The organism is Bacillus sp. GW823-FHT06B01, from assembly GCF_058952315.1.
This window is the reverse complement of sequence record NZ_JBXAHR010000002.1, coordinates 529145-550432: the sequence shown is the minus strand read 5'-3', so window position 1 is coordinate 550432 and position 21288 is coordinate 529145. Positions and strand designations below refer to the sequence as shown.

General features: G+C 37.2%; 21 protein-coding genes. 2 read left to right on the top strand and 19 right to left on the bottom strand.

The features are described 5' to 3' along the window. Window positions 1-2 precede the first annotated feature (2 nt). The 16 genes from yqfD to gpr form a co-directional block, all read right to left on the bottom strand. Complete coding sequence (yqfD, locus tag AC1Q8N_RS09865; protein ID WP_098847169.1) at window positions 3-1202, bottom strand: sporulation protein YqfD; 1200 nt, start codon at window positions 1200-1202, stop codon at window positions 3-5. Between the two features lie 178 nt (window positions 1203-1380). Next, window positions 1381-1674 (bottom strand): sporulation protein YqfC, encoded by a 294-nt coding sequence (gene yqfC, locus AC1Q8N_RS09860; protein WP_000732264.1) that lies wholly within the window; start codon window positions 1672-1674, stop codon window positions 1381-1383. A 109-nt stretch (window positions 1675-1783) separates the two neighbouring features. Next, entirely contained in the window at window positions 1784-2227 is a 444-nt protein-coding gene (locus AC1Q8N_RS09855) for a GatB/YqeY domain-containing protein (RefSeq protein ID WP_000054579.1), read from the bottom strand. A gap of 15 nt (window positions 2228-2242) precedes the next feature. Continuing rightward, a complete protein-coding gene (gene rpsU / locus AC1Q8N_RS09850; protein WP_000048061.1) occupies window positions 2243-2416 on the bottom strand; it encodes a 30S ribosomal protein S21 in 174 nt (57 codons plus the stop codon). A gap of 469 nt (window positions 2417-2885) precedes the next feature. Next, window positions 2886-4238 carry a tRNA (N(6)-L-threonylcarbamoyladenosine(37)-C(2))-methylthiotransferase MtaB gene (gene mtaB / locus AC1Q8N_RS09845; protein WP_000108688.1) on the bottom strand — a complete coding sequence of 451 codons (1353 nt, stop codon included), beginning with the start codon at window positions 4236-4238 and terminating at the stop codon, window positions 2886-2888. A gap of 6 nt (window positions 4239-4244) precedes the next feature. Beyond that, on the bottom strand, window positions 4245-4994 hold the full coding sequence (locus AC1Q8N_RS09840; RefSeq protein WP_064474770.1) for a 16S rRNA (uracil(1498)-N(3))-methyltransferase: 750 nt from the start codon (window positions 4992-4994) through the stop codon (window positions 4245-4247). A gap of 145 nt (window positions 4995-5139) precedes the next feature. Then, on the bottom strand, window positions 5140-6078 hold the full coding sequence (gene prmA, locus AC1Q8N_RS09835; protein WP_098642270.1) for a 50S ribosomal protein L11 methyltransferase: 939 nt from the start codon (window positions 6076-6078) through the stop codon (window positions 5140-5142). A 28-nt stretch (window positions 6079-6106) separates the two neighbouring features. After that, window positions 6107-7222 carry a molecular chaperone DnaJ gene (dnaJ, locus tag AC1Q8N_RS09830; RefSeq protein ID WP_000043954.1) on the bottom strand — a complete coding sequence of 372 codons (1116 nt, stop codon included), beginning with the start codon at window positions 7220-7222 and terminating at the stop codon, window positions 6107-6109. Window positions 7223-7415: 193 nt separating this feature from the next. Further along, on the bottom strand, window positions 7416-9251 hold the full coding sequence (gene dnaK / locus AC1Q8N_RS09825; RefSeq protein WP_000034697.1) for a chaperone protein DnaK: 1836 nt from the start codon (window positions 9249-9251) through the stop codon (window positions 7416-7418). Between the two features lie 26 nt (window positions 9252-9277). Continuing rightward, a complete protein-coding gene (gene grpE, locus AC1Q8N_RS09820) occupies window positions 9278-9844 on the bottom strand; it encodes a nucleotide exchange factor GrpE (RefSeq protein ID WP_000392716.1) in 567 nt (188 codons plus the stop codon). A 114-nt stretch (window positions 9845-9958) separates the two neighbouring features. Further along, window positions 9959-10975 (bottom strand): heat-inducible transcriptional repressor HrcA, encoded by a 1017-nt coding sequence (gene hrcA, locus AC1Q8N_RS09815; RefSeq protein ID WP_000954947.1) that lies wholly within the window; start codon window positions 10973-10975, stop codon window positions 9959-9961. Window positions 10976-11108: 133 nt separating this feature from the next. Continuing rightward, window positions 11109-12248, bottom strand: coding sequence for a radical SAM family heme chaperone HemW (gene hemW, locus AC1Q8N_RS09810; protein WP_098076741.1), 1140 nt, complete (start codon window positions 12246-12248; stop codon window positions 11109-11111). Between the two features lie 51 nt (window positions 12249-12299). Continuing rightward, entirely contained in the window at window positions 12300-12674 is a 375-nt protein-coding gene (locus tag AC1Q8N_RS09805) for a winged helix-turn-helix transcriptional regulator (RefSeq protein ID WP_001293536.1), read from the bottom strand. A gap of 159 nt (window positions 12675-12833) precedes the next feature. Beyond that, window positions 12834-14657 (bottom strand): elongation factor 4, encoded by a 1824-nt coding sequence (gene lepA, locus AC1Q8N_RS09800; RefSeq protein ID WP_001030960.1) that lies wholly within the window; start codon window positions 14655-14657, stop codon window positions 12834-12836. Window positions 14658-14867: 210 nt separating this feature from the next. Then, the gene (locus AC1Q8N_RS09795; protein ID WP_142346260.1) at window positions 14868-15230 is read right to left on the bottom strand and encodes a YqxA family protein; all 363 of its coding nucleotides are present in this window, start codon (window positions 15228-15230) and stop codon (window positions 14868-14870) included. Beyond that, complete coding sequence (gpr, locus tag AC1Q8N_RS09790; RefSeq protein ID WP_000662625.1) at window positions 15230-16333, bottom strand: GPR endopeptidase; 1104 nt, start codon at window positions 16331-16333, stop codon at window positions 15230-15232. The genes AC1Q8N_RS09795 and gpr overlap by 1 nt, the downstream gene beginning before the upstream one ends. A gap of 181 nt (window positions 16334-16514) precedes the next feature. Here gpr and rpsT point away from each other — a divergent pair, with 181 nt between their 5' ends. Beyond that, entirely contained in the window at window positions 16515-16772 is a 258-nt protein-coding gene (gene rpsT, locus AC1Q8N_RS09785) for a 30S ribosomal protein S20 (RefSeq protein WP_001274014.1), read from the top strand. 81 nt (window positions 16773-16853) lie between these two features. Here the strand turns inward: rpsT and holA are convergent, their stop codons facing one another. After that, on the bottom strand, window positions 16854-17864 hold the full coding sequence (gene holA, locus AC1Q8N_RS09780; RefSeq protein ID WP_001279932.1) for a DNA polymerase III subunit delta: 1011 nt from the start codon (window positions 17862-17864) through the stop codon (window positions 16854-16856). Between the two features lie 345 nt (window positions 17865-18209). Here holA and AC1Q8N_RS09775 point away from each other — a divergent pair, with 345 nt between their 5' ends. Beyond that, window positions 18210-18344: a YqzM family protein gene (locus AC1Q8N_RS09775; protein WP_000997609.1), complete on the top strand. Its 135-nt coding sequence runs from the start codon at window positions 18210-18212 to the stop codon at window positions 18342-18344. Between the two features lie 29 nt (window positions 18345-18373). Here the strand turns inward: AC1Q8N_RS09775 and AC1Q8N_RS09770 are convergent, their stop codons facing one another. Together AC1Q8N_RS09770 and AC1Q8N_RS09765 are read right to left on the bottom strand one after the other, a co-directional pair. After that, complete coding sequence (locus AC1Q8N_RS09770) at window positions 18374-20695, bottom strand: DNA internalization-related competence protein ComEC/Rec2 (RefSeq protein ID WP_098642269.1); 2322 nt, start codon at window positions 20693-20695, stop codon at window positions 18374-18376. Window positions 20696-20709: 14 nt separating this feature from the next. After that, window positions 20710-21267, bottom strand: a complete 558-nt coding sequence (locus tag AC1Q8N_RS09765; RefSeq protein ID WP_000439786.1) for a ComE operon protein 2 — start codon at window positions 21265-21267, stop codon at window positions 20710-20712. Window positions 21268-21288: the final 21 nt, after the last annotated feature.

The following is a 21288-nucleotide window of genomic DNA, read 5'->3' as shown; positions in this document are numbered from 1 at the left end:
ACTCAGTCTCCTTGAATATCGGATTCGGATATTGGTTGTGGCTCTGCAATATTTTCGATCACAGTATAATGCAATGTGACTTTTAGTTGATCCGCCTCAACCTCTTTACTCAAAATCTTATCACTTACAATCATAGCATGTTCATCCAATTTTTTCTTTAGTTCTTTTTCAGCCATCTCTTTCGCTACTTTCATTGCCTGTTTTTCAGTATATTCCCGATTCGCTTCTTCCTCTTCTCGTACAATATCTTTTTCATACGCGATCGGCAGTGTAAAACCAAATAGTTTCACATCGTGTTTTACACTTTCAGTACGAGAGCGTTTATACTTATCATGTTGAAATCCCCATATTTTTATTTTCACACTCCCAAATGTAAGGTAATGCTCATTATATGCATTGCCAGTATATACTTGAAATTGCGTCTTCAGTGGTACATTCACCTCAGACGTGTACCACGTTTCTCCATATACAATACCTTTCGCCGAAACAATCGTCGGACTCTCCTCATTACCGTATACCCCTGATACGAGAAGCTGCCCTTTTTCGACATGGTCATTTTTCAAGACGACTGGTTTTCCTACTTCAACAAATGTTTTTGTCACAATCGCTTCTTTTTTTGCTACTAAATTTTGCGGCCTTTGTTCCTTTTCTTTTTTCGGCTCGTTTTTTTCAACAATTTTAAAATGATACGTCGTTCCTCTTATTTCTAGTCCCGCCCAAGTAATCGCATTAATATTGTCTGTCAAATGACGTTGTACATCTTCTACATTAGGCATTTGGAATTGTAATTTCCCTTTTTTAATACCCATTTTGTCCAATTCTTTCATCAATATATATTCTGTTTCAGGTTTCGCCCCTGTAATTTCAATTTTCCAAACCATATTGGATAATGCAATCATGCCAAAAAAGAAAATTAAAAAACCAATTAAGAATCCACTATTTTTAATTAAACGCTTATTCAAAAAGGGAAAACCGTAACGCCCAATAAAATATAGTTTACATTCATTTTTTCTATAAATTGGTTTTATTTTCTTCACATCTCGTAATAACATACAAAAAACTAACGTTTCATCAGCAATCTTCTTAACATCCCAAACTAATAATTTTCTACGTACACATTCGTTAACGAACCGTTCTGCACCTCTACCTTCAATTCGTACTTTTACATATCCAAGCCATTTTATAAACCATTTATTTTTCATCTACTATCTCCACTACCTTTCCAAAAGTATACACACTACTTTTTTCACTTTAATTAGCAAAATAGCTCGTACGAAAATAAAATAAAGAGTTCTACCACCCATAAATAGCGAGATAAACTGAATAGTAAGGTCAAATCACGAAAATAACGAAGAAAAACTTCACATATGGAAGTTTCCCTCACTCCTCTTTTTTTTCGTTTTCTAAAAACGTCACTTGCTCAATTATCCCTTCAAGCAAAAGTTCTTCTGGAAGGATTGTTTTAATAATAAAGGATTGCCCTTTAATTAATAATTGACCGTGCTTTAATAACAATCTTACTTCTTTATCTGAAAACACTAATAAACCCCGATGATTTTCTATATAGATATGCACTTGCCCAACAAGCGTGATCCGAGGTAGATCCATTAGCACATCCACTGGCAGGTCTATTTGCTTTGTTAACCAATTCTTCATTTGTTCTAATTTTTTCATCTCAAAAGACCCCCTCTCATCCCATATGTATGAAAAAAGAGCTTGTAATATCACGTCCAAACTGAAAAAAAGCATAAAAAAAACGTCTCATACGAAATGAGACGTTTTTTTATGCTAATAGCTGGATAACCAACTTATTCACAAGTGATCCGTCTGTTTTACCTTTTACTTTCGGCATAACAGCAGTCATCACCTTACCCATATCTGCTTTAGAAGTTGCACCAACTTCAGAAATAACTTGCTTAATTACATTCGCTAGTTCTTCTTCTGTTAATTGCTCCGGCAAATATGCGCTTAAAATCTGAATTTCACTTTGCAGTTTATTAACAAGGTCTTCACGACCAGCTTTTTTAAATTCAAGGAGGGAGTCCTTATACTGTTTTACTTCACGAGCTAAAACTGTTAATTCCTCTTCTTCAGTAAGAGTATGTTGCAGTTTAATACCTTCATTTTGTAAAGCAGCCTTAACCATACGAATAACGGTTAATTTTTCTTTTTGTTTATTCTTCATCGCTTGTTTCATATCATCGTTTAAACGACCGAGAAGACTCATCACTTACACCCTCTCTTAGAATTTACGCTTTCTTGCCGCTTCAGATTTCTTCTTACGTTTTACACTTGGTTTTTCATAAAACTCGCGCTTTCTTGCTTCAGCAAGTGTACCAGTTTTAGAAACCGATCTTTTAAAACGGCGAAGTGCATCCTCCAAAGACTCGTTTTTACGAACGACTGTTTTTGACATTCTCTTTCCCTCCCTCCGAAACATCACACTTACATACTAATTTCAGCATGCAAAAAGAAACCCTTCTTCAGCATGTCTTTTACGATTATAATACATTTTATCACTTCAGGTCAACTATTTGGCAGAATAAAAGAAGAATAGATGCCCTTTCCTGTTCAAAAGCTACGTAGATAGCTATTATCCTTTTCCCCTGAAGACAACTATATTTTTATCATTACATCTTTTTTAATGCAGGAATGTACGAAACAACTACTCATTCGACGTACCTGCCTTTTTCAGCACTTAACTTCTCCACGAAAAAAGAAAGCATGCAAATCGTTTCCGTTTGCATGCTTTTTTTATCCCGCTATTTATTTGCCGGGCAGGAAGACCCCCCACCTCAAAATTCAGCACAAGCAAAGAACTTAGGTAAGAATCCGGCTGATAATTAGTGGGGAGGAACAAAAACCCCACTGATTAAAGTTTCATTTTATGCGCTTGCTGATTCTTTTTTTACATCATCTTCAAGAACACGAACAAATTGCGCTTCGTTATATGGATAACCAGCTTTCGTAATTTTCACTTTCACTAGCTTACCAATTAACTCTTCTGATCCTTCAAATACAATTTTTAAGTAGTTATCCGTATAGCCTACATATAACCCTTTACGGTCGCCCTCTTTAAATTGCTCTTCCGGAATGATTTCAAGCACTTCCCCTTCAAACTGTGACGCATACTCTTTCGCTAATTGGTTAGATAGTTCAATTAAACGATGAACACGATCATTCTTCACATCTTCAGGAACTTGATCTTCCATACGCGCTGCAGGTGTTCCTGTACGCTTTGAGTAAGGGAATACGTGTAACTCAGAGAAGCGATTCTCTTTAATGAAATTGTATGTTTCCATGAATTCTTCTTCTGTTTCACCTGGGAAACCAACAATTACATCCGATGTAATCGCAAGGCCTGGTAACGCTTCTTTCAATCGATCTAAACGCTCTTGGAAAAATTCCATCGTATACTTACGACGCATACGCTTTAATACAGTATTAGATCCAGATTGCAATGGAATGTGCAAGTGACGTACAACTACTTCAGACTTATCTAACACTTCAATTACTTCATCTGAAATCTGACTCGCTTCAATAGAAGAAATACGAAGACGTTTTAATCCGCCTACTTCCGCTTCCATATCACGAAGTAATCCAGCTAAGTTATAATCTTTAATATCTTCACCGTACCCACCTGTATGAATACCTGTTAATACGATTTCTTTATAACCTGCATCTACTAATTGCTGCGCTTGTTTAATAACTTCTTTTCCATCACGAGAACGCATTAAACCACGTGCCCAAGGAATAATACAGAATGTACAGAAATTATTACAACCTTCTTGTATTTTTAAAGATGCACGTGTACGATCCGTGAAATAAGGTACATCCAGTTCTTCGTATACACGTGTTTTCATAATGTTGCGGACCGCATTAATTGGTTGACGCTCTTTGCGGAATTCTTCGATGTATCCTAACATCTTTTCACGATCCTGTGTACCAACTACAATATCTACACCTGGAATCGCCATAATTTCCGCTGGAGATGTTTGTGCATAACATCCCGTTACACAAATAACCGCATCCGGATTTTGACGAACAGCACGTCTAATAACTTGACGGCTTTTCTTATCCCCCGTATTCGTTACTGTACACGTATTAATAACATATACATCAGCTTTCTTTTCATATTCAGTTCTTTCATATCCACCTTGTTTAAACAATTGCCAAATGGCCTCTGTTTCATAGTGGTTTACTTTACAACCTAACGTATGGAACGCAACAGTTGACATTGATCATCACCCCATCAATTCAAAATGATACGAAGCAGCACTTAACGCATATAACGGCGCCGTTTCTGTTCTTAAAATTCTTGGTCCTAAACTACATGGTACAAATTTATGTTCACGAAGCGTAGTAATCTCTTCCTCCGCTAAACCACCTTCTGGTCCAAATACAATCAATAGTTTTTGGCCTGGTTTCATCGTCGTTAAAGCTTTAGCAAAATTGGATTTCTCACCTTGTTTTGCTTCCTCTTCGTACGCAACAAGACATACATCATACTCATTACTCATTGAAAGCAATTGCTTAAATGATGCCGGAGCATGCACTTCTGGAATTTCGCTTCTATGCGATTGTTCCGCAGCTTCTTTCACAATTTTTCTTAAACGCTCAACTTTTTTATCAGCTTTTTTCGCATCCCATTTTACAATAGAGCGAGATGCTTGAAATGGTAAAAATGCGGCCGCCCCAAGCTCAGTTCCTTTTTGGAAAATTAACTCTAGCTTGTCTCCTTTTGGCAGTCCACTTGCAATCGTCACGAAAACAGGAAGTTCACTTGACGCCTCTACCCATTCTACAATAGCCGTATTAATAAATTCACTGGTAATTTCATCAATTGAACATACTGCTGTTTTTCCGTTTACACAGCAATAAATGTGATCACCAGCTGACATACGCATCACTCTTGCAATATGATGTACGTCATCACCTACAATGCGAATACTTGTCTCATTTACATATTTCTCTTCTACAAAATAACGTTGCATATAATCACCTTAGTAGAGTTTCGTTCCTTTCGTAAGTCAACACTTACGAAAAGAACGAAACGTTATCATTTTTTCATATAACAAACGGCAAGTCCCTCACCTTATAGTGAGAGACTCCCCTTTTCATTATAAACTAAAATCTATATTACGCATTTCGTGCAATAATTGCTACCCAATCTTCCATTCGTAATACTTCTTCAATTGTAAATCCAGCTTCTTCTAGCGCTTCAGAAATTCTCTTTTCCTTCGCTGCAATAATGCCCGATGTAATAAATAATCCGCCCGACTTCACAACTCTTGCTGCATCCTCAGGGAATAAAAGAATAATTTCTGCTAATAAGTTAGCTACGATTAAATCAACAGGACCTTCAATACCTTCTAAAAGACTATTTTGCCCAACAGACACGATATCATCTGTTTTATTTAAACGTACATTCATTTCTGCACTTTCCACTGCAACCGGATCTAAATCATACGCTTGAACAGAAGACGCACCTAATTTTGCCGCTGCAATACTAAGTACACCAGAACCTGTTCCTACATCAATGACAGTATCACCTGGCTGAACTGTTTTTTCTAAAGCACGAATACACATCGTTGTTGTCGGGTGAGTTCCTGTCCCAAACGCCATACCTGGATCTAATTCAATAATTTTTTCTTCCGGAGAAGCTGGTGTATATTCTTCCCACGTCGGCACAATTGTGAATGTATCAGAAATTTGTACTGGATGGTAATATTTTTTCCAAGCAGTAGCCCAATCTTCTTCATTGACTTCGTTAACGGTAATATTTCCAGTACCAATTTCGATGTCGTAAGATGGAAGCATATCAATAGATGATTTTACACCCGCAATCGTTTCCTGTAAAGAATCCGTTTGTGGGAAATATGCTTTTATTAATACACCTTCCGCCGGATATTCATCTGGGTTCAATGCATAAATTTCACCATATTGTTGCTCGCGCTCTTTCGTCAACTCCGCTGGATCCTCAATCGCAACTCCACTAGCACCAGCTTCATGTAAAATATGAGAGACAGCTTCTACTGCTTCTTCTGTTGTATGAATACTAACTTCTGACCATTTCACAATTTACCAACTCCATTTTTCATTTCCATTATTCCCCTTTGAAAGCACGTTTAAGCTTTCCAAATAAACTATCATCCTGCTCTTCTTGTCCCGCAAATTCACGTAATAACTCTTTTTGATGTGAAGTTAATTTCGTCGGTACAACAACACGAACGACTACATATTGATCTCCTTGACCGTATCCACGTACGTTCGGAGCACCTTTTCCTTTTAAGCGGAATTCTGTTCCTGTTTGTGTTCCTGCTGGAATTTTCAGCTTCACTTTCCCATGAACAGTAGGAACTTCCACTTCAGCACCAAGTGCCATTTGCGCAAATGTTAATGGCATTTCACAAATAATGTGATCTCCTTCACGCTCAAAGAATTCATGATTTCTCACATGAACAACAACATATAAATCTCCTGCCGGTCCGCCATTTACGCCCGCTTCACCTTTTCCAGATACACGAATTTGTTGACCATTATCAATACCTGCTGGAATTTTAACATTGATTTTTTTGCGTTTACGTACTTTACCAGAACCGTGACATGTCGTACATTTTTCTTTAATCATTTGACCAGTTCCTGAACAATGACCACAAGCTTGACGGTTTACGATACGACCAAATGGTGTATTTTGTTCTACACTTACTTGCCCTGATCCTGAACAATGTTTACATGTTTCTTTTGAAGTTCCTGGTTTCGCTCCGCTACCTTTACAAGTATCACATGGATCTTCTACTGGAATCTCAACATTTAATTCTTTACCAAAAATAGCTTCCTCAAACTCTAAAGTAACTTGATATTGTAAGTCAGCACCTTGACGCGGAGCATTTGGATCACGACGTCTACCGCCACCGCCGCCAAAGAACGAACTAAAGATATCTTCGAAACCGAAGCCACCGCCGAAGTCTCCTCCGCCGCCAAAGCCACCGAAACCTTGATTTGCACCAGCATGACCAAATTGATCATATTGCGCGCGCTTTTGATCGTCGCTTAATACTTCGTATGCTTCTTGTACTTCTTTAAACTTTTCAATTGCATTTTCTTCTTTACTTACGTCTGGATGGTATTTTTTAGCCAAACGACGATACGCTTTTTTTATTTCATCTTTTGAAGCACCCTGGCTAAGTCCAAGGACCTCATAATAGTCTCGTTTACTCATAAATTTACAACCCCCGAATCTTTCACATAAACGTAATTTTAACACCGAAAGAAAGTGCTTTGCAACAAAGTTTCCTCACTTACAGTATGCAAAGTAAAAAACTTAAGAACCTCACACTTTTCTTTTCATTCGTGAAAAAAGCCAAAGTCAAGGCACGCTTGACTTTGACTTTTTGTCATCTTACTTATTTATATTACTTATCTTCTTTTACTTCTTCGAACTCAGCGTCTACTACATTGTCTTTCTTCGCGCCAGCATCTTGTGCTCCTTGTGCACCTTCTGCTTGCCCTGCAGCTGCTTGAGCTTGCTCGTATAATTTAACAGTTAATTGTTGTACGATTTCTTGTAAAGCGTCTTTTTTCGCACGGATTTCCTCAAGCTCGTTCTTCTCGATTGCAGCTTGTAATGCTTCTTTCGCTTCTGTTGCTTTTGCAACTTCAGCCGCATCCACTTTACCTTCTAAATCTTTTACAACTTTATCCGTTTGGAATACAAGTTGGTCAGCTTCGTTACGAAGTTCAACTTCTTCCTTACGTTTTTGGTCAGCGTCAGCATTTGCTTCCGCTTCTTGTACCATACGATCTACTTCTTCATCAGAAAGACCTGAAGAAGATTGGATTGTAATAGTTTGCTCTTTGCTTGTTCCTAAGTCTTTTGCACGTACGTTAACGATACCGTTCGCATCAATATCGAATGTTACTTCGATTTGTGGAATACCACGTGGTGCTGGTGGAAGGTCTGTTAATTGGAAACGACCTAATGTTTTGTTGTCAGCTGACATTGGACGCTCACCTTGTAATACGTGAATGTCTACTGCCGGTTGGTTATCAGCAGCTGTTGAGAATACTTGTGACTTACTTGTTGGAATTGTAGTGTTACGCTCGATTAATTTCGTGAACACACCACCCATAGTTTCAATACCTAAAGAAAGTGGAGTTACGTCTAATAATAGTACGCCTTCTACATCACCAGTAAGTACGCCACCTTGAACTGCAGCACCTAATGCTACAACTTCATCAGGGTTTACACCTTTATATGGTTCTTTACCAGTTTCACGTTTAATAGCTTCTTGTACAGCTGGGATACGAGTAGATCCACCAACAAGGATAACTTTATCTAATTCGCTTGGAGCAAAACCAGCGTCTTTTAATGCACGACGAGTTGGCTCTAACGTTCTTTCAACAAGACCTGCTGAAATCTCTTCGAATTTCGCTCTTGTTAACGTTAATTCTAAGTGTAATGGACCAGCAGCTCCAGCACTAATGAATGGTAATGAAATTTGTGTTTGTGTTACGCCAGAAAGATCTTTTTTCGCTTTTTCAGCTGCATCTTTCAAACGTTGAAGTGCCATTTTATCTTGGCTTAAATCAATGTTATTTTCTTTTTTGAACTCAGCTACTAAGTGGTCAATAATAACTTGGTCAAAGTCATCTCCACCAAGACGGTTGTCACCAGCAGTTGAAATAACTTCGAATGTTCCATCTGCTAACTCAAGGATAGATACGTCAAATGTACCGCCACCTAAGTCATATACTAAGATTTTTTGCTCTTCATCTTGTTTTTCTAAACCGTAAGCAAGCGCTGCTGCTGTTGGTTCGTTAATGATACGCTCAACTTCTAAACCAGCGATACGACCAGCATCTTTTGTTGCTTGACGTTCTGCATCGTTGAAGTATGCAGGTACTGTAATAACAGCTTTCGTTACTGTTTCACCTAAGTATGCTTCAGCAGAAGCTTTTAAGTTTTGTAAAATGATTGCAGAAATTTCTTGAGGTGTATAATCTTTACCTTCAACTTCTACTTTGTAGTCTGTACCCATATGACGTTTAACAGACATGATTGTATTTGGGTTTGTAATTGCTTGACGCTTTGCAACTTCCCCAACTTGACGCTCTTCATTTTTGAAAGCTACAACAGAAGGTGTTGTACGGTTTCCTTCTGGATTTGGGATAACCTTTGGTTCTCCACCTTCCATAACAGCTACACAAGAGTTTGTTGTACCTAAGTCAATACCGATAATTTTACTCATGGCGAATCCTCCTACTTTTATGTAAATTATTGATTTACTTTTACCATTGATGGGCGAATCACACGGTCTTTTAGTTTATAACCTTTTTGGAATTCTTCAACTACCGCGTTTGATTCAAATTCACTATCTTCCACTTGCATAATAGCTTGGTGTTCATTAGGATCAAACTGTTTACCAACAGCTTCAATCGCTTCAACGCCTTCTTTAGTCAGCGCTTCTAGCAATTGACGATGCACCATTTCCATACCTTGTAACAAGGATTTCGTTTGCTCATCAGTTGCTTCCACTTGCATCGCTCTTTCAAAATTATCAAGAGCTGGCAAAATATCTGAAACTAGACTTTGTGCTCTATATTTTTCAGCAGCCTGTTTATCCATTTGGACACGACGCTTATAATTTTCAAAATCAGCTTGTAGACGTAATGTGCGACCTTCCGTTTCCGTTAGCTTCGCTTGTAACTCATCTACTTTTTCTTGTAAAAGAGCAGCCTCACTTTTTTCTTCTACAGTTTTTTCACTGTTTTCTGTCGTGACAGCTTCTTCAACTTGCGCTTCTTTTACTTCTTCTACCACTTGTTCGTTACGCTCTTCCACAATATTCACCTCCTTAAAAGGTATTAGGTATTATGCTGAACACAATTCCTTAAGCATTATATATTACACACAGCAATGAAAATTTCATTACTTGAGCGAATGTATTACTCTCATTTACTTTTTAAGTCCATCAGTAAATTGCCTCGTAAATAACTGTAACAAACTAATTACCCGAGAGTATTGCATTCTTGTCGGACCTAAAATAGCAATTGTTCCAAGCTGTTCTTCTCCAATCGAATATGTTGCAGAAATTAAACTACAATCTTCCATGGCCGTCGCAGAGTTTTCCCTACCAATGTTCACTTGAATACCTACTTGTTTATGACGCAAAATGTCATAAAATTCGGCTTCATTATCAATCATCGTCAGCAAGGATCTTACTTTGTGAATGTCATGGAACTCTGGTTGCGAAAGCATATTTGCTTTGCCTCCAAAGTATATCTTTTCCGATAAAGGAACTTGAAATGTACCATCTAACATTTTTATTGCACTATCGTAATTATGAACATATCCACGTAAAACTGTAACAATCTCTTTAAAGATTTTGTTATGCAGTTCTGCCATTGGTACACCCGACAGCTTTTCATTTAAAATATTAACCATTTTTTCTAAATCTGATAAATCAACAGATTCCGGAACGGTAATCGTTTTGCTTTGTACATGCCCTGTATCCGTTACAATAATAGCGACTGCAGTTTGACGATCAAGCGGTACAATTTGTACGTTTTTAAGTTTATTTGTGCTTAACTTAGGTCCAAGAACAATGGCCGTATAATTCGTAAGCTCTGATAAAATTTGAGCCGATTGCTGTGCAATCTTTTCCGCTTCAAAAATTCTTTCAGCAAATAAATCTTTAATTTGTACAATTTCATCGTTCGGTAAGTTTTGCGGCGCTAAAAGATGGTCTACATAAAAACGATATCCTTTTTCAGAAGGAACACGTCCTGAAGAACTATGCGTTTTCTCAATAAATCCTAGTTCCTCTAAATCAGCCATTTCATTTCGAATAGTAGCTGAACTAAACGTAATTTCATCTTTCTTAGCCAACGTCCTCGACCCAACAGGTTGCGCTGATCCAATAAAGTCATCAATAATTGTTTGTAAAATTAAGAGCTGACGTTCCGTAAGCATCTCATCATCACCTCTGTTAGCACTCTTTGTCTTCGAGTGCTAAATCTATTAATAACTTACCAAAATTGACATTCAATTGTCAACGGAAACGTCACGAAATAATGAAACTTTTTCACGTTTATGGAACATTTAATTAGTCAATCAAAAATGATTGGAATACTTCATTCCCTAATAATTTTCCTTTTCGCGTTAAACGAACATATCCATCTTTCTCTTCAAGCAATCCTTGTTCTTGATTTTTTTGCAACTGCTTCGCGAAAACTTGATTCATCTCCATATTAAATTTCTTTTGAAACAATATTTTAGATACACCTTGTGTTTTTCGAAGTCCTAAGAACAACTCTTCTTCCATTCTTTCTTTCTCCGTCACCGCGTGAACATCTAAATACGGAAATCCAGTTTCATCGATTTTATTGAAATATTGCTTGAGCGGCCCTACATTTTGGATACGTTTTCCATTTACATAACTATGCGCTCCAGCTCCAAATCCATAATACTCCTCATTATTCCAGTATGTGAGATTGTGTCTACTTTCATTATCACCTTTTGAGAAATTGCTAATTTCATACTGGCTATAGCCGTGTTTCTCCATTTCATCCATTACCATTTCATACATTTTTGCTTCATGATCTTCACCTGGAAGTCTTAATTTCCCTTTATTCATTAAGTTATAAAACACAGTTTTCGGTTCCACAATTAATGAATATGCTGAGAAATGTTGTACACCAAGCGTAAAAGCAATGTCTAATGTTTCTTTTACATCTTCTATCGTCTGCCCTGGCAGAGCATAAATAATATCTACATTTATATTTTTAAAGCCCACTTCCTGCGCTTCTCTAATTGCTACAAATGCATCTTCCCTCGTATGCTTACGCCCAATTTTCTCAAGCAACTCATCCCGAAATGTTTGCACACCAAAACTAATTCGGTTCACTCCACCTTCTAGCAATACATTTAACTTCTCTTTTGGTAAATCACCTGGATTCGCTTCAAATGTTAATTCACAATTTGGGGCAAACGGACGTAAGCGACGGTTTATAATATCTAGTAACTTTTTTGTCTGTTCCATATTTAACGCTGTCGGAGTTCCTCCACCAACAAAAATCGTTTTCATACTATCAAACGGTACTTTTTGAACTGTATTTATTATTTCTTTCTCTAAATACTCTAAATATTGATCGACCGGTTGGCGTTCAATAAACACTTTATTAAAATCACAATAGTGACAAATATGCTGACAAAATGGAATATGAATATATGCAGCTTGAACCAAATATAACTCCTACCTTTCTAAAAAGAAAACCTCCGCACTCCGGAGGAATCTTCACTTCTCTAACGTATTACGAATTTGTTCCATTCGCATTTTTCCCCAATCATACATCATTTCAACGATCGGTAAAAGCGACATGCCTAATTCCGTCATATAATACTCTACTCGCGGAGGAATTTCTGGGTATACTGTTCGGTCAACAATCCCATCTTCCATTAACTCTTTTAATTGGTTCGACAAAACTTTATGAGAAATGCTTGGGAATAATCGTTGTAATTCACTAAAACGATGAGGCCCTTCCACACCAAGATGCCACAGTATCACAACTTTCCACTTCCCGCTAATAATAGAAAGCGTCAATTCCTTTTCACAATTAAAATTGCCATTTTGTATTTTTTCGTGAATATCTTTTCGAATATTTTCGGACATTAATAGTCTCCTAACTCTATATCAATCATTCATAAATATAGCCACCTCACTATTGTAAATGAGAGAAGCTACGTTGTCTAAAAAGTAATTATACATAAAAAAGAAGCCGTATAAACGACTTCTTTTTTATCTCAATCCGCATGAAATAACAATCCATTATTAGTTGTCATCCATTTTCAGTACAGCCATGAATGCTTCTTGCGGTACTTCTACAGAACCAACAGACTTCATACGTTTTTTACCTTCTTTTTGCTTATCAAGAAGTTTACGCTTACGAGAAATGTCACCACCGTAACATTTCGCAAGTACGTTTTTACGCATCGCCTTAATTGTAGAACGTGCTACAACCTTGTTTCCGATAGTCGCCTGAATTGGTACTTCGAACTGTTGTCTTGGAATTAATTCTTTTAATTTCTCTACGATTACTTTACCACGATCATACGCTGAATCACGGTGTACGATAAATGATAGAGCATCGACTTGTTCGTTATTTAAAAGAATATCCATTTTCACAAGTTTCGATGGTTTGTAACCAATTAACTCGTAGTCAAACGATGCATATCCTTTCGTATTTGATTTCAACTGATCGAAGAAGTCATATACGATTTCTGATAACGGGATTTCGTATGTTAGTGTAACACGTGTTTCATCTAAATATTGCATATCAATAAACGTTCCACGTTTACCTTGGCAAATTTCCATTACAGCTCCAACATAGTCATTCGGAACCATAATTGAAGCCTTCACAAACGGCTCTTCTACACGATCAATAGATTGTGGATCCGGCATATTAGATGGATTATCAACAATAACATCTTCACCGTTCGTTAAATAAACTTTATAAATAACACTTGGTGCTGTTGTAATTAAATCGATTTTAAATTCACGTTCAATACGTTCTTGAATGATTTCCATGTGAAGAAGTCCTAAGAAACCACAACGGAAACCAAATCCTAGCGCTTGAGATGTTTCTGGTTCAAACTCAAGAGCAGAATCGTTTAACTCTAATTTTTCTAACGCATCACGTAAGTCGTTGTAACGTGCAGAATCGATTGGATATAAACCACAGAATACCATCGGGTTTAATTTACGATAACCTGCTAACGCCTCTGCAGCCGGACGTTTTGCATGTGTGATTGTATCACCTACGCGTGTATCACCTACGTTTTTAATAGATGCTGCTAAGAAACCTACATCACCTACTGTTAACTCGTCACGTTGCGTTGTTTTCGGTGTAAACACACCTACTTCTGTTACTTCAAATTCTTTTCCAGTTGCCATCATACGTACTTTATCGCCAACTTTTACCGTTCCATTTACAACACGGATATATGCAATTACACCGCGGTACGGGTCATATAAAGAATCGAAAATCATACATTGTAAAGGCTCTTCTGAATCCCCTGTTGGAGCTGGTACCTTTTCAACGATTTGTTCTAAAATATCTTCAATACCAATACCAGCTTTCGCTGAAGCAAGTACAGCTTCCGATGCATCTAAACCAATTACATCTTCTACCTCTTGACGTACACGTTCTGGGTCCGCACTTGGTAAGTCGATCTTATTAATAACTGGTAATATTTCTAAATTATTATCAAGCGCTAAATATACGTTCGCTAATGTTTGCGCCTCAATCCCTTGTGCTGCATCCACAACAAGAATCGCACCTTCACAAGCCGCTAAACTACGAGATACTTCGTACGTAAAGTCGACGTGTCCTGGAGTATCGATTAAGTGAAGAATATACTCTTCACCGTCTTTCGCTTTATACGTTAGTTGTACTGCATTTAATTTAATTGTAATACCGCGCTCACGCTCTAAATCCATAGAGTCAAGCAATTGAGCTTTCATTTCACGTTGTGTTAACGCGTTTGTTTTCTCTAAAATACGGTCTGCTAACGTTGATTTTCCGTGGTCAATATGAGCAATGATAGAGAAATTACGGATTTTGGACTGTCTTTTTGCTCTTTCTTCTTTGTTCATCTATGTTCTCAACTCCTAATAGTCTCGCCAATATACACTAGCACTGATTATATCAATAGAGCAGCAAAGATTCAATGAAAACTCGTGCTGCTTACAATACAAATCATTCTATCTATATCTTATGCGAACAAACCATAAGAGACAAACTTTTTTCAAATTTAAAAACGGCTGTCGTACAAAATGGTAAGACAACCGTTCTTCCTGCTACCCTTAACTAAAAATCTCTCTCACTTTCCCAACAACTATATCCGTTCCGAACTTTGTTACTTCATAAGTAGCACTTGCTATTGCCATACCAATTCCTTCTACAACATTAAAGCTTTTTAAGCTTTCTAATTGTTTTTGTTTTTCAGTAGCGGAAAATGAACCCTCCAAAATTTCTGATTCAGCACCCGTCCCCTCTGTTCCTGTCATATGAGCGATTTGTTCATACGACATTTGCTGATAACCTTTCATACTTTTCAAACCATGATTAGCAAGTGCCACCCCTGCTATTATCATAAGTAAACATAAGGCCGCACTACATATACATAAAAGCGAAAAACGGCTTAAACGATTATCGTCTCTTCCCATCAATGTGTATATGCTCCTGTATTATCTTGGTCAATTTGATGATGCAAGGCTGCATTTAAACCACTCGCTATTACATTCGCCATATCCTCTATGAAAGCATCCACTTCTTTCGGAGTCACCATTAAATTATGACCAAGAGGAGATAAAACTTCATAAATTAATTTTCTCTTCTCTTCATCTTCCAGTGTACCTACAGCACCTAAAAACATATTCCGACTCTTTTCATCCGGCATATCTTCTTCTGTTAATTTTTTCTTTTCTCCAAATGTAAAACCGGCTGGCAACAAAGAACGGGAAGGTTTGTTTCCTTCTTTCATCTCCCTTCCAAAATGTTTCAAAATAAAATCAATTGTATCGCTTGTAATCGAAACTGCATCAACCACAGTCGGAACACCAATCGCGATAACAGGAATACCCAATGTTTCTTTACTAAGTTCCTTACGCTTATTCCCAACACCCGATCCAGGATGAATTCCCGTATCAGAAATTTGTATCGTACTATTTACTCGTTCAATAGAGCGGGCAGCTAATGCATCAATTGCAATGACAAAGTCTGGCTTCGTCTTCTCAATGATTCCATAAATGACATCGCTCGTTTCGATTCCTGTAATTCCCATTACCCCCGGCCGAATTGCACTAACAGGCCTAAACCCTTCTTCTACACTTTCAGGCTGCAATTGAAACAAATGTCTCGTTACCAATACATTTTCTACAACGATTGGTCCAAGCGCATCTGGCGTTACATTCCAATTCCCAAGACCAACAATTAAACAACTCGCTTCTTTCGTAACGCCAACCTCTTCTAAGAAATAAGAAAATTCTTTTGCAAAAATGCGCTCTACTTTTTGTTGCAGTTCCGTATCTTGTTGACGTATGCCTTGTACTTCAAGCGTTAAATAACTCCCAGGTTTTTTACCCATCGATTCAGAGGCAATTTCATCAATCGTTACTTTTGTAATGGTAATACCTTCTTCTTCCCTCTCTTTGACAATAACTCCTTGTATCCCTTTTTGCTCTTCTTGACTCTCTTGCAGCATTTCATGTGCCTCGACAGCAAGGTCCGTTCTAACACTATATTTACTTAAATCTAATGGTTCTTTCATCGTATCTCCTCCGTAATTCATAGTAAATATCGTTAGATTTCCCAAAGTTATATAAGGTCATTCTTTCCTTTACATGAAATTTCATTGATATACTATTGCAATTCTCTTCACCGTTTGATAGAATATCACTTGTTCTATGTTAAGAATCGAGTCATTCGATTGCACCAGGGAGGTGAAAAGTATGGCAAACATCAAATCTGCTATCAAACGCGCTAAACTTAGCGAAGAGCGTCGTTCACATAACGCTTCTATCAAGTCTGACATGCGTTCTGCTGTTAAAACTGTAGAAGCTTTAGTTACTAATAACGATCTTGAAAATGCTAAAGAAGCTTTCAAAACTGCTTCTAAAAAACTTGACAAAGCAGCTCGTAAAGGTCTTATCCACCAAAACGCTGCAGCTCGTCAAAAATCTCGCTTAGCGAAACAAGTAAACGCGTAAGGCGTTTAAAAAACGATCCATTTGGATCGTTTTTTTATATACAAAAAGTTCACGTGCTAAGCACGTGAACTTTTTGTTTCATCACATATGATTTAACCGCATTAAGAAAAACTCAAGTACAAGTTTCTTATCCATTTTTCCAGTCTTCATACTATAATCAGCTTCCGCTAATTCTATAATCACTTTTTTTAATTCTTCAAAAGAGAAAAACTTCGTTTGATTCATCGCTAACTTTACACGATATGGATGCACACCAATATGAGACGCAATTTGATTTTGTCCATAACCACGCTGCTGTAACTCTTTCACTTGATAGAGCAAGCGGAATTGACTTACTAATAACGCAAGCAGTTTAATTGGTTCCTCTTGCTGCGTAAATAATCCATCCAAAATTTGCATCGCACCCGCAATATCTTTTTTTACCACTTTTTCTGTCAAAGCAAACACATTTTGTTCAACCGATTTTGGCACAAGCTCCCCAACGAGTTTCGGTGTAATCTCTCCGCCCATACCGACGTATAACGTTAACTTGTCCATTTCCTTCGCCAACATCGTTACATTACTTCCCACAAGCTCTAACAACAAACTAACAGCTGCATTATCTATATGCACATGTACTTCATCTGCACGAGCAACAATCCACTTCTGAACATCCTGCACTTGCATCGCATTCGCTTCTACTACATCCGCTGTTTTCTTTAATAGTTTTGTAATTTTTTTTCGTTCATCAAGTTTTTCGTAAGGCGCAACAAAAACAAGAATAGAAAATGGAGAAGGCTCCCCAATATATTCTTCTAAAATTTTTATATTTTGCTCTAATTTTTCTTTTTGTGAAGTTAAAAATAGTGGTGATTTTATTAATATCACTTTACGTTCCCCGAAAAAAGGAAGTGTACGTGCATCCTCAACCACATCTTCTAAATACGCTTCTTCTAAATCATATGTCACAACATTAAACTCGCGATCTTCCTCTTCAAGCGCTTCTGTTGTAATAAGCTTTATCGTTTCATTTATAAAAAACGCTTCCGTTCCATACAGTAAATACACTGGAGCAAACTGCTTCTTTTTAATCTTTTTATGTATATCACTCATACTTTTTCCTACTCCCTAACTTGGCAATATATATTTATACTAATGCCCTAGCTTTCGTTTTACAAGTACAAAGGAACAGGCTTTATGACCCGTTCCTTTATTTATATTAAACGCCACGCAATAAGCCCCGGGTTTCTTATTGGTGTGCGGTAATCACCTTCCCTTTATTATTCGCAATAAAAATTCGAGTATAAGTGCCAACTGTTAACATGCTTGGAAACAAAAAACTCGCGTTCCTTAATGATCTAAAGTAGTAAAAACGCTCGATTTCTCTTCATATGGAAATTGTAGATTTTTTTCTGACAATATTTTATACTAAAGTGGAATGTTGGGGAGGGATTCTAAATGAATGATTTTGAACAGAACGTTCAAAGTAAACGCAATGACGCTATTGATTCAGGGGTAGGATTTATCGTCTCATTTGGTTTTTTCGCAACACTTTTCATCATTGCAACTGTTATTAAATTTATCGGTTCTTAAAGACTGCTGCTTACTGGCAGTCTTCTTTTTTATCTATCATGTGTTTCATCATATGTGATTTTGCTACGAAAGGTTCCGTGTTCCACTTTAAACACATAGGAAATAGCGCCTTGCTTATCCGTACGCCATATTTCAATCCCCATCTTCTCCAAACGCTCTATCACTTCCTTATGAGGATGCCCATACCTATTACGCTCACCGACAGAAATAATCGCTACATCAGGCTGTACAGCGCTCAAAAAAGGCACTATAGATGACGTATTACTCCCATGATGAGCAACCTTTAAAACATCCGCCCGTAAATCTGGATACGTAGCTATTAAAAATTTCTCTCCTTCTTCTTCTAAATCACCTGTAAACAGCCACGTTGCCCCTCCTAATTTTGCCCATATTACAATTGAAGCATTATTTTCACTTCTTGCTTTTCCTGTTGGAGCTAACACAAAAAATTCTGCTTCATTTACGCTCCAACTCTCTCCTTCCCCCACTTCACTTATTTTCACTGCCTTTTCTAATGCCTGTTTCTTTAATAATTTTTCTAATACCGCATCTTGTTCTTTTCGGCCAAATACAACTTCTTTTACGGTTATATTTGATAATAACTCTTGCGCAGCACCTATATGATCCGCATCTCCATGCGTTACAATTAATTTATCAATTGTTTTAATCCCTTCCTTTTGTAAATAAGGGATTAAAATATCATTTCCAACAGAAAATTCATGCTTTTTCCGTTGCCATTCTTCCTTATTTGCACGCATTGTGCCACCGGTATCAATGAGGTAAATCCCTTTATCGTACGGGAGGCGAATTAAAATTGCGTCTCCCTGTCCAACATCAAGAAATGTAACACTCCCACTTTCTCGAAAATACGGATATACATAATGACATGTACAAACAAAAAGAAATATACCCGAAGCTACGAACATAATTTTCTTCGACACCCGCCTTTCCCAAACCATCAATATACTAACAATACTCGCGTAATATAGAGCTACAAGAAGTATAGATGTTTGCCCGAAAACAAGGCGGATAAACGGTAAATTTTCACAATAACTTAGAAAATCATTAGAAAGATTCAAACCTATTGATAGTACATTCGCAAGTCCTTTTGCAAGAAACGGGACGATCGGTATACATACCAAAACGATAATACTACCCGGCAATACAATAAGAGATAAAAACGGAACGTATAGGATATTAAGAAAAATACTATATGGAGAAAAATAACCGAAGTGATATAACAAAATCGGAGTACTAACGAGTTGTGAAATAAAAGAAATATAAATGGAATTTCGGATTACTCCATTACTACTATCTAGTAAAAGCGGGGCTGACAAAAGCAAGGCGAAACTACCAACGAACGAAAACTGAAAGCCAATATTAAAAACAAGATACGGATCAAATATAAGCATGCATATAGCTGTAACGCTTAAAGCATCTAAGCTAGATAAACGAATAGAACATATGAAAGCAATCAACATCAAAACTCCTGTTATAGAAGCTCTTATAACAGACGGTGATGCTCCTGCTAAAATCATATATAGAGGAATACAAAAGATAAGACATACTGTCGCTACCTCCCTCGTTACACCACTTCTTAGCAAAATAAAATACACAATCACCATTAACAATACGATATGCGATCCTGAAATCGCCAACAAATGTACAAGACCAAATTGCTGATATTGCTCTTCAACTTCAAATGTCATTTGTTGTCTATCACCGAATACTAATGCATTCATAAAAGCACCTGATTGCGCTGGAAACATTTCTGTAACGCCCAAGATTGCTTGCTGTCTCAAAAGAAGAATCCATTGCACGAGTGACAACGATGTTTTTTGGCATTCAGAAATATATGTAGCCTCCAATATGAAATGAATATTTTGCTTATACAAATAATCACGATAATTAAAACCATGAAAATTCCGAGCTATTGGTGGTTCTTTCCTCTCACCTTCGAATACACATGATACTCCTGCATGTAATTGTCGCAGTTGTTTCTTTTCCAAGGCCGATTTAATTTTGTAACTTAACTGCACTATATTTTTATTCTGATCTTCAACTTGAAATGTTAGGCGATCCCCGTTAATAAGAGGTGTATTTTGTATTAATCCCCTTGTAACTTCGTAAGGTCCTCCTAGAGGCTTGTTTTTCCCTTGAATATACGTAGTGTACATAGCGCCACTAAAACACGCTAACATACAAAAAAAGAAGGTTTTACGCGAAGTACGGTATAAACAATAGAAAACATACAAAACGAGACAACAAGTCAGCAATAAAACTGAAGTGGAAAAGGCAATTGCAATCCCTATGATAAACGAGATTGCAACATAGCCCCATTGTCCATACAACTCATACTCACTCCTTATAGCATCATTTTTGCTTTCGTGAATACATGCTGTAATTCTTCCATTGATAAGTTTTCTTTTTCTAAAGATGCAAATAGTTCTTTTAACTCCATATGACGCTTTTGATCCTCTAATGCTGCAATATTATATTCTAGCGGAACGTGTTTCACTGTTACATTCGCTTTTTCAAATAACTCTACGGCATATGGATGATTTTTATAATCCTGCGCATAATAAACTGCTGTAATACCACTTTGAATAATCGCCTTACAGCATTGTAAACAAGGGAAATGCGTAACATAAATTTCCGCTTCCTCCGTTTTCACACCGAATTTTGCACACTGTAATAAAGCATTCATTTCTGCGTGAATTGTACGAACACAATGATTATCAATAACGTAGCATCCATCATCTATACAATGTACGCCACCTTTAATTGAACCATTATATCCACCAGCAATAATTCGTTTATCACGAACGATTGTCGCTCCTACTGCAAGCCTTGTACATGTACTACGTAAAGATAGCAGATGGCTTTGCGTCATAAAATATTGATCCCATGAAATTCGTTCCATATTTTTCACCTACTTTTTTGT